This window comes from Xanthomonas populi (genome assembly GCF_002940065.1).
In the GTDB taxonomy this organism is placed as follows: domain Bacteria; phylum Pseudomonadota; class Gammaproteobacteria; order Xanthomonadales; family Xanthomonadaceae; genus Xanthomonas; species Xanthomonas populi.
Genome location: NZ_MDEJ01000040.1, coordinates 1 through 14157, shown reverse-complemented (window position 1 = coordinate 14157; position 14157 = coordinate 1). Strand labels below are relative to the sequence as shown.

The 14157-nt window shown below is 63.4% G+C and carries 12 protein-coding genes and 4 pseudogenes; 10 read left to right on the top strand and 6 right to left on the bottom strand.

Features of this window, described 5'->3' with window-relative positions; translation table 11 throughout:
* Nucleotides 1-127: 127 nt before the first annotated feature.
* The gene (locus tag XpopCFBP1817_RS08595) at nt 128-679 is read left to right on the top strand and encodes a YdeI/OmpD-associated family protein (RefSeq protein ID WP_128416803.1); all 552 of its coding nucleotides are present in this window, start codon (nt 128-130) and stop codon (nt 677-679) included.
* A 114-nt stretch (nt 680-793) separates the two neighbouring features.
* Nucleotides 794-2155 (top strand): MFS transporter, encoded by a 1362-nt coding sequence (locus XpopCFBP1817_RS08590; RefSeq protein ID WP_128416802.1) that lies wholly within the window; start codon nt 794-796, stop codon nt 2153-2155.
* 18 nt (nt 2156-2173) lie between these two features.
* Here the strand turns inward: XpopCFBP1817_RS08590 and XpopCFBP1817_RS08585 are convergent.
* Both XpopCFBP1817_RS08585 and XpopCFBP1817_RS22840 read right to left on the bottom strand, forming a co-directional pair.
* Nucleotides 2174-2800: pseudogene (locus XpopCFBP1817_RS08585) on the bottom strand (FUSC family protein); the annotation flags it as partial.
* 30 nt (nt 2801-2830) lie between these two features.
* Nucleotides 2831-3013: pseudogene (locus XpopCFBP1817_RS22840) on the bottom strand (MarR family transcriptional regulator); the annotation flags it as partial.
* Nucleotides 3014-3163: 150 nt separating this feature from the next.
* Here XpopCFBP1817_RS22840 and folE point away from each other — a divergent pair.
* From folE to XpopCFBP1817_RS22835, 6 genes are all read left to right on the top strand, one after another.
* A complete protein-coding gene (folE, locus tag XpopCFBP1817_RS08580; protein ID WP_128416801.1) occupies nt 3164-3766 on the top strand; it encodes a GTP cyclohydrolase I FolE in 603 nt (200 codons plus the stop codon).
* A gap of 70 nt (nt 3767-3836) precedes the next feature.
* Nucleotides 3837-5033, top strand: coding sequence for an AAA family ATPase (locus tag XpopCFBP1817_RS08575; RefSeq protein ID WP_104592706.1), 1197 nt, complete (start codon nt 3837-3839; stop codon nt 5031-5033).
* A 38-nt stretch (nt 5034-5071) separates the two neighbouring features.
* Nucleotides 5072-5620 (top strand): DUF4276 family protein, encoded by a 549-nt coding sequence (locus XpopCFBP1817_RS08570; protein ID WP_244171116.1) that lies wholly within the window; start codon nt 5072-5074, stop codon nt 5618-5620.
* A complete protein-coding gene (locus XpopCFBP1817_RS08565) occupies nt 5617-6603 on the top strand; it encodes a DUF3375 family protein (RefSeq protein WP_128416799.1) in 987 nt (328 codons plus the stop codon). Before XpopCFBP1817_RS08570 ends, XpopCFBP1817_RS08565 begins: the two co-directional genes overlap by 4 nt.
* Nucleotides 6604-6607: 4 nt before the next feature.
* A complete protein-coding gene (locus tag XpopCFBP1817_RS08560) occupies nt 6608-7789 on the top strand; it encodes a Wadjet anti-phage system protein JetD domain-containing protein (protein ID WP_208619580.1) in 1182 nt (393 codons plus the stop codon).
* Between the two features lie 510 nt (nt 7790-8299).
* Nucleotides 8300-8944, top strand: coding sequence for a TonB-dependent receptor domain-containing protein (locus XpopCFBP1817_RS22835; protein ID WP_244171115.1), 645 nt, complete (start codon nt 8300-8302; stop codon nt 8942-8944).
* Between the two features lie 39 nt (nt 8945-8983).
* Here the strand turns inward: XpopCFBP1817_RS22835 and XpopCFBP1817_RS08550 are convergent, their stop codons facing one another.
* The 4 genes and pseudogenes from XpopCFBP1817_RS08550 to XpopCFBP1817_RS08535 form a co-directional block, all read right to left on the bottom strand.
* Nucleotides 8984-9757 (bottom strand): sulfite exporter TauE/SafE family protein, encoded by a 774-nt coding sequence (locus XpopCFBP1817_RS08550; RefSeq protein ID WP_208619579.1) that lies wholly within the window; start codon nt 9755-9757, stop codon nt 8984-8986.
* A gap of 268 nt (nt 9758-10025) precedes the next feature.
* Nucleotides 10026-11012: pseudogene (locus XpopCFBP1817_RS08545) on the bottom strand (D-2-hydroxyacid dehydrogenase family protein).
* Nucleotides 11012-11332: a DUF1820 family protein gene (locus tag XpopCFBP1817_RS08540; protein ID WP_128416797.1), complete on the bottom strand. Its 321-nt coding sequence runs from the start codon at nt 11330-11332 to the stop codon at nt 11012-11014. The pseudogene XpopCFBP1817_RS08545 and the gene XpopCFBP1817_RS08540 overlap by 1 nt, the downstream one beginning before the upstream one ends.
* A 44-nt stretch (nt 11333-11376) precedes the next feature.
* Complete coding sequence (locus XpopCFBP1817_RS08535; protein WP_128416796.1) at nt 11377-12069, bottom strand: rhomboid family intramembrane serine protease; 693 nt, start codon at nt 12067-12069, stop codon at nt 11377-11379.
* 216 nt (nt 12070-12285) lie between these two features.
* On the opposite strand from XpopCFBP1817_RS08535, the gene XpopCFBP1817_RS08530 reads away from it, so the two are divergent.
* A complete protein-coding gene (locus XpopCFBP1817_RS08530; protein WP_128416795.1) occupies nt 12286-13626 on the top strand; it encodes an outer membrane protein transport protein in 1341 nt (446 codons plus the stop codon).
* 301 nt (nt 13627-13927) lie between these two features.
* A pseudogene (locus XpopCFBP1817_RS08525) lies at nt 13928-14053 on the top strand (2OG-Fe(II) oxygenase); the annotation flags it as partial.
* Nucleotides 14054-14157 lie beyond the last annotated feature (104 nt).

The window sequence follows — 14157 nt, the reverse complement described above, 5'->3', positions numbered from 1 at the left end:
GATCGGTCTCCAATGCGGTCTCGACAATAACCGCCAGCGTTTCGACAGGGATGGCGCGGATGCAAGCGTGCCGCCGTGCGCTCTACCCGGCGAGTACGCCCGGCATCTCGGTGCTATGGTCCGCTGCATGGTCAAGGTCGCCGCCACCATCCGCTTCAAGGCAACGCTTCTGGAACCAGCAGTACCTGCCGATGCGTCCTGGTTGTGTGTGCTGTTGCCCGTCGTTGCAAGTCACAAATTGCCGACGCGCAGCATGGTCACAGTCGCCGGCACGTTCGCCGGGCATCCGCTGCAGGCGACCTTGCAACCGGACGGGCAGGGCGGGCACTGGCTCAAGGTCGATCAGATGCTGCAGCGGGCCGCCGGGGTCGCCGTCGGGCAGACGGTACCGCTGGAGATCGCGCCGGTGGAAGTGGAGCCCGAGCCGCCGGTGCCGGACGATTTACTGGCCGCGCTCGCTGCCCATCCAGCCGCGCATGCGACCTGGGACGACATCACCGCGGTGGCGAGGCGCGACTGGATCTTCTGGGTCGTCTCCGGCAAAAAAGCCGATACGCGGGTCAAGCGCATCGCCACCGCCTGCGACAGGTTGGCTGCCGGCAAGCGGCGTGCATGTTGTTTCGATCGGTCGGGCCTGTATAGCGAATCGCTCGCTGCGCCGACGCCGAAAGCCAGCTGAAGCGGCTGCCAGTGATGCCGGTGACGCGGCGTGTATCTGCGCAGACATGTCTACATGCGTCACACAACCACGTACCTAGACTGCCGGGTGTCCCACCCACAAGGTTGTGATTGCATGAGCGCACCCCCAACGGCCCCGATCGCCGCCGGTTCTGGCGCAGCCGCCGGTAGCCTTCGCCGCTCGGTGTCCAACACGCTCAAGGGCTCGGCCGGCAATCTGGTCGAGTGGTACGACGTCTACGTCTACTCGGTGTTTGCGGTCTATTTCGAATCGCAGTTCTTCTCCAAGGAATACAAGAACCCCACGATGTTCGTGTGGGCGATTTTTGCGATGACCTTCTTGATGCGCCCGATCGGTGCGTGGTACTTCGGCCGCTTCGCCGACCGCTACGGCCGCCGTCTGGCACTGACCATCTCGGTGTCGATGATGGCGGTGTGCTCGTTCGTCATTGCGATCACGCCGACGGTCTCCACGATCGGCATCGCCGCGCCGATCATCCTGCTGCTGGCACGCCTAGTGCAGGGCTTTGCGACCGGTGGCGAGTACGGCACCAGCGCAACCTATATGTCCGAGGCGGCGATTCCTGGCCGACGCGGGTTTCTGTCTTCGTTCCATTACGTCACGCTGGTTGGCGGGCATGTGCTGGCGCAGACCACGTTGCTGGTGATGCTGCATTTCTTCGATGCGCCGCAGGTGTCCGAATGGGGCTGGCGCGTGGCATTCGGCCTGGGCGGTATCGGCGCGCTGGTGGTGTTCTGGCTGCGTCAGAGCATGGACGAGTCGCTGAGCTCCGAATCCATCGCCGGTGCGCGCACCGGTAAGGCCAAGGCCTCCGGCTCGATGCGCGAGCTGTTCGTCAATCAGTGGCGTCCGCTGTTGTTGTGCTTTTTGATCACCGGCGGCGGCACGATCGCGTTCTACACCTATTCGGTGACCGGTCCGAAGATGATCCAGACCGCGTTCGCCGGTGGCGACGTCATGGCCGGCACCATCATCAACCTGGTCGCGCTGACGGTGCTGATGTTGATGCAGCCGGTTGGCGGTTGGTTGTCGGACATCGTCGGGCGCAAGAGTCTGCTGGTGTTCTTCGGCATCGGCGGCGTGCTCTATACCTGGTTCCTGGTGATGGAGCTGCCCAAGCAGACCGACTGGCTGACCGCATTCGCAATCCTCACCGTGGGCTTTGTGATCCTGACCGGCTACACCTCGATCAACGCGGTGGTGAAGGCGGAATTGTTCCCGACCCATGTGCGCGCGCTGGGCGTCGGTCTGGGTTATGCATTGGCGAATTCGGCATTCGGTGGCACTGCGCCGTTGCTGTATCAGGCCTCATTGAAGACCGGCCATGTGAGCGAGTTCGTGATTTACGCCACGGCGGTGATTGCGGTGTCGTTGATGGTGTACATGGTCTTTCTGACCAACAAGGGCAGCAATTGGCTGGACCACGAAGCGGCGATGGATCAGCGCAGGCGGTGATGCGTTGGCGCGGGCTGTTTGAGCTGTTTCCTTATGAAACAGCCGCCTCAGCACCACCGTAAATCCAATGCACAACACCATCGCCACTGCGGCGTTGACGAAGCTCTGGATATCGGGGTTGTAAGTGTTCTGCAGACTCAATCGCGCGGTGAGATGCACCATCAGCGCCAGCGCGATCCGCGTGGTCTTGGGGCGATGCAACAATGCGCCGATCGGCAGCAACATCGGCATCGGCATCGGCATCGGCAAATCGTGGATGGCCGGGAAGATGCCGAACAGACAGATGCCGGCGACCACGCTGGCCACTACCGCCCAGGTCAGAAACGAAAGCATGCGCGGCGCAGGGTCGTCCTGTGCGGCAAAGAACGCGGCGGTCACTGCAGCCATCAGCGCGCCGTTGCCGCCACCTTCCCAACCGATGCCGATCCACAGCACGCAATACGCCATCAGCGCCAGACCTGCGCTCAGGGCCGAAAACCCGGCCATGCCGAAACCGATATGGCCGGTGGTGCTGGCAGATGCAGGCGCATCGGCTACCTCGGGTCGTGACCAGCCCAGGCGTTGCAGCAACAAAGATTGCATGCGTGAACGCGCAGCAGGTTCTCCCAGCGCAGCTTCAACCTGCGCGGGTGATGTCGCCGTTGCAGCACCGTGTCGTGACCAGCCCAGGCGCTGCAGTTGCTGGGCCAATGCCACCTGGCGGATGCCTACGCCGGAGCGGCCGATCATCAGTAACGGCCCGGTGCAGGCGCTGGACAGCCCGAATTCCTCGAACGCCTGGTCGGCCAGCCGCTCCCATTGGCGGGCGGCGACCAGCAGGCCGGAACTGAGCTGGGTAGGTGGGGGAAAGAACACTATTGGTCATAATAAATAAGACGCCATCAATTCAACAATGAATCAATAGTCACTGAATCCGCAACAGCAACCGCCACAGCAACCGCAACCGCAACCGGGGTGGCCACCCCCGTCCTCGGGTACCATGCTTTCCCCCTTTGGGTGCACCTGCGCATGAGCCAGTCCGACCATCCCGATTCTTCCGTCACCCAGGCCCAGGCCGAAGAGGCCTTGCGCACCCTGCTGCGTTGGGCAGGCGAGGACCCGGCCCGCGATGGCCTGCTGGACACCCCGCGCCGGGTTGCCGAAGCCTACGGCGACTGGTTCAGCGGCTACCGCGAAGAACCGCGCGAATATCTGGAGCGCACCTTCGAAGAAGTGGCCGGCTACGACGAGCTGATCGTGCTGCGCGACATCTCCTACGAAAGCCATTGCGAACACCACATGGCACCGATCATCGGCAAGGTGCACGTGGGCTACCTGCCGCGCGACAAGGTCGTTGGCATCAGCAAGCTGGCCCGCGTGGTAGAAAGCTACGCGCGCCGCTTCCAGGTGCAGGAAAAGATGACCGCCCAGATCGCCCAGTGCATCCAGGACGTGCTGCAACCGCGCGGCGTCGGTGTGGTAGTGGAAGGCGCGCACGAATGCATGACCACCCGCGGCATCCACAAGCGCGGCGTCAGCATGGTGACCTCCAAGATGCTGGGCAGCTTCCGCGAAGATGCGCGTACCCGCGCCGAATTCCTGCAGTTCATCGAAGTGGGCGGCAAGCGTTGAGGCATGCCTTGCGTGATTGGCTGGTAGATTGATCCCCTATACGCTGGCGGACGACCGTCGCAGGGAACCCATGCAGATTGAATCGATCGACATCAAGAATTTCAGGCTGTTCCGTAAAGCCAAACTGACGCATGTGCCCAGGCTCTGTGTGCTGGTCGGAGCGAACGGAACCGGAAAGTCCACGTTATTTGACGTGTTCTCTTTCCTCAAAGACGCGTTGTCGATGAATGTGGGCAAGGCGATCGCAAAGCGCGGCGGTTACAAGGAAGTTGCAAGCAGGGGGTTTGCGCACGAGCCCATCGAATTCACCATGCAATTCCGCTTGGAGATCACCGGCAAAGAGCGTCTGGTGACCTATGTGCTGAAAATCGCACCGGGCACCGGCACGCGTGTGGAGATCGAGCGCGAAGTCTTGCGCTACAAGCGCGGCAGCTATGGCGCACCGTTTCGCTTTCTGGATTTCGCGCACGGTAAAGGTTACGCGATCACCAATGAAGAGGAATTCTCCAAAAAAGACGAAGAGCTTACCCGCGAAGAGCAGGAGCTCGATGCCCCGGATATTCTGGCGATCAAGGGCCTGGGCCAGTTCGAGCGCTTCAAGGCGGCCAGCGCCTTTCGCCTGATGATCGAGAACTGGCACATCTCTGATTTCCACGTATCCGAAGCCAGGCCAAGCCAGGAAGAAGGCTTTGCCGAGCACTTGTCCACGCGCGGGGACAACCTGGCCCTGGTCGCCAATTTTCTCTACGAAAACCACCGGGATCGTTTCGATCGTGTGTTGCATGCGATGAATCGCCGCGTGCCTGGTGTTTCCGTGGTGCAACCGCAGCAGACCCTGGATGGGCGCTTGATCCTGCGTTTTCAGGATGGAAGTTTCAAGGACCCGTTCATTGCCAGGTACGTCTCGGATGGCACTATCAAGATGTTTGCCTATTTGGTGCTTCTCAACGACCCCAAACCGTACCCGTTGCTTGCAGTCGAAGAGCCCGAGAATCAGCTCTATCCCGAGTTGTTGCCGGAGCTGGCGGAAGAGTTCCGCGATTACGCCAGGCGTGGCGGGCAGGTCTTCATTTCCACGCATTCACCTGATTTCCTCAATGCACTGACGCTGGATGAGATCTACTGCCTGCGTAAGGAGAAGGGATTCACCAACATCACGCGCGCCAGCGATTCGGACAATCTTCGCGCATTGTTCGAAGCAGGCGACTTGCCCGGCTATCTGTGGAAGCAAGGTCTGTTTGAGGGTCTGAACCGGGATGTGGCCTGATGCAGGGGCGTCTCATCTTCCTGCTAGAAGAGCCCTCCATGAAAATCCTGCTGGATGGCTTGTTACCGCGTCTGTTCCCGGGATGGCAGGATGGACGCCATTTTCAATGTGTGCCCCACGACGGTAAGAGCGATCTGGAGCGCAGCCTGCGCACAAAACTAAAAGCCTGGCGCGTGCCTGGAGATCGATTTGTCGTGGTGCGTGACAACGACAACGGAGATTGTCTGGCGCTGAAAACGCGTCTGGTCCAGGTCTGCGCCGGCTTGGGACGCCCAGACACCTTGGTGAGGTTGGTGTGCCAAGAGCTGGAAAGTTGGTATATCGCTGATCTGAGCGCATTGGCGTCGGCGTTTCCCAGCTCCAAGTTGGATACTCCAGCGTTGCACAAGAGATTTTCACAGCCAGACACTTGGAACAAGCCATCTGCAGAACTGAAGAGGCTCATTCCCGAGTTTCAGAAACGCAGTGGAGCACGACTGATGGCGGACTGCTTGCACCAAGAAGGAAGTCGCTCGCCCAGCTTCCATGCCTTCGTCGATGGAGTCCGACGTCTGGCACTCGATTTAGGCTACCAAGCACCGGCATGAAACACCGCGCACGCATTGCCCGCTATCGCAGCTTGCGCGAGCGGCCGCTGTGGAAACTGCTCGCCGCCGACCAGGCGCCCGAGGTGATTGGCCTGCTGCAAACGCTGTTGCTGGACAGCGAGCGGCGCTTGCCGGCAGCGGTGTTGCACGCGCGTCTGCAACGTCTGCTCGACGAGCTCAATGTCGATCAGCTCTCACGCGACCTGCCGCGCACCGCGCAGGCCTATGTGGCGCATTGGTTGACCCAAGGCTGGCTGGAACGAGGTCTGCCCGAGGGCGCGCAGCAGGAGCAATACGAGCTCTCCAACCAGGCCATGCAGGCGATTCGCTTCGCCGATGGCCTGGAGCATGCGCGTGGTGCCGCCACCGAGAGCCGCCTGGCCTTGGTGATGCAGCAACTTGCCCAGCTTGCGGCGTTGACCGAGACCAACCCGGATGCGCGGTTGTCGGCCCTGCGCGACGAGCGCGATCGCATCGATGCAGAAATCGCGCGGGTGTCGGCCGGCAAGGTCGCCTCGCTGGACGGCAAGCGCGCGCTTGAGCGCACCCGGCAGGTCATCGCGCTGGCCGACGAGCTGACCGAAGACTTCCGCCGCGTACGCGACGATTTCGAACAGCTCAACCGGCAATTTCGCGAACGCATCATCGATGACGAAGGCGAGCGCGGCGGCGATGACGGCGAACTGCCGCGTTACTGCGCCGTGGTGCTGGACGAAGCCTTCGACAAGGCCGACAACGAATTCACTGCGCTGGCGATGAACATCTTCGAGAACTTCGGCTTCCAGATGGTGGTGGCCACGCCGTTGAAATCGGTCATGACGCTGGAGCCGTTCATCGGTGGCGCCTGCTTTGTGGAGATCAGCGGGCGGCACGATTCGGGCGTGTTGCTGATCGAATACGACGAACAGTCGCGCAGGCTCAAGTTGCCCGAGCGCACCCGCAGAGCAGCGGCCAATACCGTTGCGGCGGACGAGCAGGACTGAGCTGATGGCACGCGCCGATGGCATGCTGTTGCCGGCTGCCGCGCTTCAGGCACTGCGCGGGCAATGGCAACGCCAGCGTGGCGACTGGTTGATCGGTGCATCGGCGCCCAGGCCCATCGCCCTGCAGCCACCGACCCAGGCGCAGGCCAGCGCCCGGTTCGATGCCTTCGGCGCCTGGCTACGCGCCTGGCAGCGCGTCCAAGTGCCGGGGCGGGTGGAGTACCGCGATGTGCAGTGGTCGCAGCTGGGGCCGCAACGGCTGCCGCAGACCTGGGTGGTCCAGACGCCGGCCGACGCGGCAGCGGTACTGCAAGAGCACGACCGTTGGCAACGCGCCAGCGCGCGTTGCGCCAGGTTGCAGGCGCACTGGCCAGAGGCTGCGGGATTGGCTGCGCGCTTGCGGCGCCAGTTCGATCTGCTTGCCGACAGCACGCCGGCCGATATCGACCGGCTAGTCGCCGTGGTCGACTGGCTGCATCGACACCGCGATAGCGGCCTGTTCCTGCGCCAGCTTCCCATTGCCGGCATCGACAGCAAATGGGTGCACACACGTCGCGGCATCATCGCCGACTGGCTGGGCGGGCTGCGTGGAATCACCGAGCCGCGCAGCTTCGACAGCCTCTCCGGCCTGCGCGGTGCACCGGATCGGGTACGCCTGCGACCGCTGGACCCGGCGCTGCGCCGGCAGCTCGGCGGCCTGGACGATCTGACCGTGCCGATCGAACAACTGGCCGCGCTGCGGTTGCCGATCGATCGCGTGCTGATTGTCGAAAATCTCGACACCGGCCTGGCCTGCGAAACGTTGCCGGGCACGGCGCTGCTGATGGCGCGCGGGTATGCCGTCGACTACGTGCGCAACATCGAGTGGCTACGCACGCTGCCGTTGTTCTATTGGGGCGACATCGATACGCATGGGCTGGCGATCCTGCACCGACTGCGCACGCATGCACCGCAGACCGTGGCGCTGCTGATGGACCAGGCCACGCTGCTCGCCACGCCGCGCGCCATGTGGGGGCACGAACCCAGACAACATCGTGCCCACCGGCTCGCCGCGCTGACGCCGGACGAGCAGCTGTTTTATGCGCGATTGCGCAGCGGACACTTCGGCGCCGCGCCGCGGCTTGAGCAGGAGCGCATTGACTGGCGTCATGCATGGCCGCAGATTCAGGCGGCATTGCGCGGCTAGTCGCTGGGTACCACTGGCATGCGCGTAGTGCAGCTGGGCTGCCTGCGCTGCAGGCGCTGATGCTCAGCTGCGCAATGTAGCTGGATGTGCCCGCCAGTGCGCACATCGCTCCGCTGAAGATCCCGATCACCCCACTGTCCGTGCCTGGCCACCTGTTGTTCTTGTCCCTGTTCGCCGCATTACCAGCCGCCGCCCAGGACGCCAGCCTGCTCAAGGCCATCGTGGTCAGCGAAAAGCGCGCCTTGTATCGGCCTGAAAAAGCCGCCGGCGCCACCCGCACGCAAACGCCGGTGCAGCGTATTGCGCAGGCGATCCAGGTGGTGCCGCGCTCGGTGATCGACGCGCAACAGCTCACCCGGCTGGTAGATGTGGTGGCCAATGTCTCCAACGTGCAGCCCGGCGGCACCCAGGGCAATCGTTCGGAACCTTCGTCATTCGCGGCTTCGAAGGGGCCTGGTATGCCGTCGACGGCATCCTGCTCAACCCGGTGCAGAATGTCACCGAGACTATGTGCCGGCGCGCGAAATCGAGGTCGATGCGCGCTATGCCGCGTTGTACGTGCAGGATCAGATCAGCATCGGCGAGCGTTGGGACGTGCTGGCCGGCGTGCGCTGGGACGACGTGCAGCAGACCACCGCATTTCAGATCACCAAGGACAACGTCGCCACCAGCGATCCGGACAACAGTGGCTTCTTACTGGTCACCGGCCAGCAGCGCGTGCGCGGCCTGGAAATGGATATCACCGGCGAGCTCACCCAGAACTGGCGGTTGATCCTGGGTGCCGGCTATCTGGATGCGCACGTCACCCGCGACAGCGTCATCCCGGTCGGCAATCGCCTGCGCGGCGTGCCGCGCGTCGGCGCCAGTGCGTGGAGCATCTATCACGTCGCCAGCGGGCCGCTGTATGGCCTGACCTTGAGCGCCGGCGCGGTGCATGTGGGCGAGCGCGAAGGGGACCTCAACAACAGCTCTGGCATTGCCGGTTACACGCGTTTTGATGCATCGGCGACGTACCGCTTCGGCGGTCGTGATCAGCTGGCGCTGATGCTGCGCAATGTCGCCAACCATTTCTACATCGAGCAACCGGTGACGCAGACCACCAACTATCCAGGCGCGCTGCGGAGCTTGTCGGCGACGCTGAGTGTGGATTTTTAAACGGCTAGAGCAGTGTGGCTCGTGGTCATCAGTGTCACATCAGTGCAGCAGATCCCACCCCATCTTGCCGATCAGCACGATGACCAGCACCAGGAACAACTTGCGGATCAGCGGTGTGCCACCGCGTAGCGCCATCCGCGTGCCCGCGACCGCACCGGCCACGTTCGCCACCGCCATCGGAAGGCCGATCGCCAACATCACCTGGCCGCTGGGCAGAAAGAACGACAGCGCTGCTAGGTTGGTGGCCAAGTTCACCACCTTGGCTGCGGCCGAGGCACGCAGAAAATCCAGCCCGAAAAAGCGGATGAATAAGAAAATCAAAAAACTTCCGGTGCCCGGACCGAAGAAACCATCATAGAAACCGATCGCCGCGCCCATCACCAATGCGGTCGCCAGCTCGCGCCGGCCGATCTGGCGTGGACGATGCAGCGCGCCGAAGTCCTTCCTGATCAGCGTGTAGATCAACATCGCGATCAGCAACACCAGGATCAGCGGACGCACCGCCTGCTTGGGCATCAGGCTGACCGCCGTCGCGCCCAGAAACGAAAACGTAAACGCCGCCACCGTCGCGTACAGCACTGGCCGCCAAGGAAAGCGCACATGGCGCGCATAGCGCCACGCCGACGCTCCGGTACCGAACATCGCGCTGAACTTGTTGGTGCCCAGCATCAGCGACGGCGCCTGCTGCGGGAAGGTCGCAAACAAGCCCGGCAACTGGATCAAGCCACCACCGCCGACCGCTGCATCCACCAGCCCGGCAACGAAGGCGATGCACAGCAGCCACGGCAGTTCGGTAGGAATCAATTCCAGCAAGGCGGCGCTCCGCACAACGGGGTCAACAGCATAACCGCCGCACCGGCGCCGCGCGTCCGCACAACTGGGACGTTCGCGTGCGAAAACGTCGCTGCCTGCGCCGCGCCAGAAGGCATGACCCGCACACCACCATCGCACGCACCATCAAGCCACCATACCGAAGCGACCTCAAAGCCCCTCTCCGCGCAGGGAGATCGTCCAAATCGCCGCGACTTCAACAGTGTTTGATCCCAGGCTGTGATGGTGAATCATTCGCAGTTTGGCAACGCTATCGCGCAATCGCCAACGCCTCGGGATTGACCAGATTGCGCGGCGTACCTGCAGCGAACGCCAGCACATTGTCGAACGCAGCTTCGAAATACTGCGCGTAGCTATCGCGCTCCACATAGCCCAGATGCGGCGTGGCCAACACGCGCGGATGCTGCAGTGGCGGGTCGCGCGCATCCAGCACCGGTTCGCGTTCGAACACATCCACCGCCGCCTGCGCGGGCCGGCCGGCATCGATCGCAGCCAACAATGCACCCGGGGCGATCAATTCGGCGCGGCTGGTATTGACCAGCAACGCATCGGGGCGCATCCGCGCCAGATCCTTCGCGGTGACCTGATGGCGGGTCTGCGCGGTCAAGCGCCGATGCAGCGACAATACATCGCTGCGTTAGAACAAGGCCTCACGGCTGCCTGCGATTTCAAAGCCATCGCGCGCGGCCTGCGCGCACGAAGCTTCGCCGCCCCACACCAGCACCTGCATGCCGAACGCACGCCCGAAGTTGGCCACGCGCTGACCGATCCGCCCATAACTCCAGATGCCCAAGCTGCGCCCGTGCAGCGCGCGCCCCAACACGGGATCGCCGGTTGCCTGCCAGCGGCCCTGATGCAGCGCGCGCTGGTACTCGGCCAGACGCCGGCTGGCCGACAGAATCAAGGCCCAGGTCAGTTCGGCCGGCGCCACCGGCGAGCCGACGCCTTCGGCCACCGCCACCCCGAACTCTGTGCATGCGGCCACGTCCACATGCGCGCCCACCCGTCCGGTCTGGCTGATCAGCTTGAGCCGCGGCAAGCGCCGCAACAAGGTGGCGTCTACGCGGGTGCGTTCGCGGATCAGTACCAGCGCATCGGCTTCGACAAGCCGCTCGGCCCACTCATTGGGATCGGTGGCCAGCGCGCCCAGCACCTGCACCTCGTGCCCGTGCAACCGCTGCAGGTAGGGCAGGTGACGCACCGCGCCCTGGTAATCGTCAGGCACCAGGATCCGCATCAGCGTGGCTTGGTCGGCAGCGGGAACGGCGTGACCACCTTGTCGCCGGTGGTGGCATCGCGGATCACCGACTGGCCTTTGTTCTCGACTTCTTCGATGCGCACGATGCTCTGCATCGGCAGATGCAACGTCTTGGTATTGCCGAACTCCTCGCGCAGACGTTCTTCGGTGGGATCCACCACCAACCCGTCGTGCACGTCGAACACCAACTCGCCGATCTGATTGAAACCCCACAGATGGCTACCGATGACCTGGCGGGCGTAGAGCTCGTACACCTTGCCGTGATTGAGAAAGGTGACTTTGTACAGAGGCTTGGACATGCGGCAATTATAGGCGCGCCGCAGCATCCCGACGCACTGCGACGTCAGAACCCGTGGCGCTTGCGCAGCCGCCGCGCGATCGCCGCGTGCACGTACAGGCCATAGACGATGCCGAACACGAAACCGGCAATATGCGCCGACCACGCCACCATGCCGAACGCCGGGCCGATGTAGGCGAACACCACTTGCAGCACCGCCCACACGCCGATCAGCAACGGCGCCGGCACCCGGATGAATTCCAGAAATACCCCCAGCGGCAATACCACACCCAGCTTGGCGCCGGGAAACAGCGCCAGATAGGTACCGATCAACGCCGACACCGCGCCCGAGGCACCGATGATCACCCGGTCCGGCGTACCGATCGCAAAGATCGCCGCCAGGTTGGAGGCCGCGCCGCCGACCAGGAACAGCAACAGCAGCCGCCATGGCCCGAGAATGCGTTCGGCCGGCAGCCCGAAGATCAGCAGAAACACCAGGTTGCCGAGCAGATGCGACCAGTCCGCGTGCAGGAACAAGGCAGTGAACAGCCGCAGCACGCTGCCGTCGCGCAATGTGGCCCACCAGTCGCCCAGGTTGGAGACGCCGCTGGGCAGCGCGCCCCAGTCCAGCCACAGCGTATTGCGCGCTTCGCCCGGCCGGCTGATCGACCATAGATAGGCCAGCCAGACTGTGGCAAACAGCAGCGGCACCGCCCAGCGCGGGGTGGGTTTCTTGCGGGAGGGGAGAGAGACGAACATCGGAGTGGCACTCTAGCTGGTTCACGCTCCTGAACCCATCCCTAACCTGTCCAGCCGGCAGAAACTCATTTTGTTATTGTTCGGTTAATCGTGATGGGTATACTGCCTGCGGCGTCGTCTGTCGGGGGGGGTCTCCGGCGCGCTCCAGCCGCTAGTTGGCGCTGGGCGCGGGCGCTGTATCGACCACTGCAGTCTTTATCCAGAGAGCAACAACTTATGTCTACCGCTTCCACTCTCAGCCGCGCCACCCTGTTGGCTGTTGGTATTGTCGGCGTGCTGGCCGTTGGCCAGGCCCACGGCGCCGCATTCCAACTGAAGGAAAACAGCGCCAAGGGTCTTGGCCGCGCCTTCGCCGGTTCAGGCAGCGCCCCCGATGACGCATCGATCATCGCCAACAACCCGGCCGGCATGCGCCAGCTCGACGGTCGTCTGTTCCAGGCCGACGTCAGCGCCATCAGCTTTTCGGCCAAATTCCAGGGCGACCGCGCCACGTATGCCAACGGTGCGCCGATCTCCGGCGGCAATGGCGGCGACGCCGGCATGATCGCAGCGGTGCCGGCTGCATACTTCCACCTGCCGTTCGGTGAGAACGACAACATGCACCTGGGTACCTCGCTGACCGTCCCGTTCGGCTTCAAGACCGACTACGACCGCGATTGGGCCGGCCGTTACCACGGCACCAAGACCGAACTGCGGGCGCTCGACTTCAACGTTGCGTTTTCTTACGACGTGAACCCGTACGTGTCCTTCGGCGCCTCGGTGTTCGCCGAGCGTCTGGATATCGATCTGGCCAACGCAGTCGATTTCGGCAGCATTCTGGCCGCGCGCGGCGCGCCTGGCTTCGCCCCGGGCAACGCCGATGGCTACTCGCGCATCAAGGGCAACAGCACCGAAGTGGGCTTCACCCTGGGTGGCTTGTTCAGCATCGACGAGAACACCCACATCGGCTTCAGCTACCGCTCGGAAGTGGAACACAAGATCACCAACGGCGACGCCGACTTCACCACGCCGGGTAATGCCGCCAGCGTGCTGGCCTTCGCCGCGCCGGGCACCTTCGTCGACACCAAGGGCCGCGCCACTGTGACCTTGCCGGCCAGCGCCACCGCCAGCTTCACCCACAACATCAATGAACAGTGGTCGGTGATGGCCGACGTCACCCGCACCGCCTGGAGCAAGTTCGATCAGGTGACGGTGGATTTTGCTTCCAATCAGCCCGACAGCGTGCTGGACTTCTCCTACCGCGACACCACCTTCGCCTCGATCGGTGCCGACTACCGCATGAGCGAGAGTCTAACCCTGCGTGGCGGTGTCGCGTACGACCAGACCCCGACCACCGCCGAGCACCGCGACGTGCGCGTGCCGGATGCGAGCCGCAAGTGGCTCTCGCTGGGTCTGAGCTGGCGTCCGTCGGACAAGGCCGAGTACAACTTCGGCTACACGCACCTGTTCACCAGCGACCCGACCACCAACCGCACCACCGCCACCGGCAACACGCTGGCCGGCGATTACCAGGTGCGCGGCGACATACTAGCCGCTTCGATCAACTACAAGTTCTGATCGACGCTTCGCGGTTGGCGTGATGAAAAACCCCGCTTCGGCGGGGTTTTTCTTTGCGATCTTGTACGCGCGGCAGCCACACACAGCGCCTTGTCAGCACGCAGCATCGTCATCGACAGGCGCAGCGCCACGCGGCGTTTCCATGCTCGGCCGTGGCATCCACGCGCCCTGCTTACGAGCGAAGCCTGCAAGGCCAGCAGCTTGCATCGAACCCCTGCATCGAACCGACGCCCTTGCATGCGCGATGTGGCGCGGCAGAGCGGTCTACATGCGTGTGAATCGAGGTTGCTATCGTCATGGCATGGACCACTCCGACTTCATCCAGATCACCGACCACGCGGTGTCGCGCCAGGAGTGCGCCGCCATCGTGCAACGCATGCGCGTCAGCCACCAGCTGCAACCGGGGCGCGTCGGCAGCGGCGTGTTTCTCTAAGGAACCTCTGAACAACGCCCCCAGATGCGCGACACTACACAGCTACGTTGAGGAGTGATCCATGCAACTGACGTTTGGTGACGCTGAGGGTCTGGGTA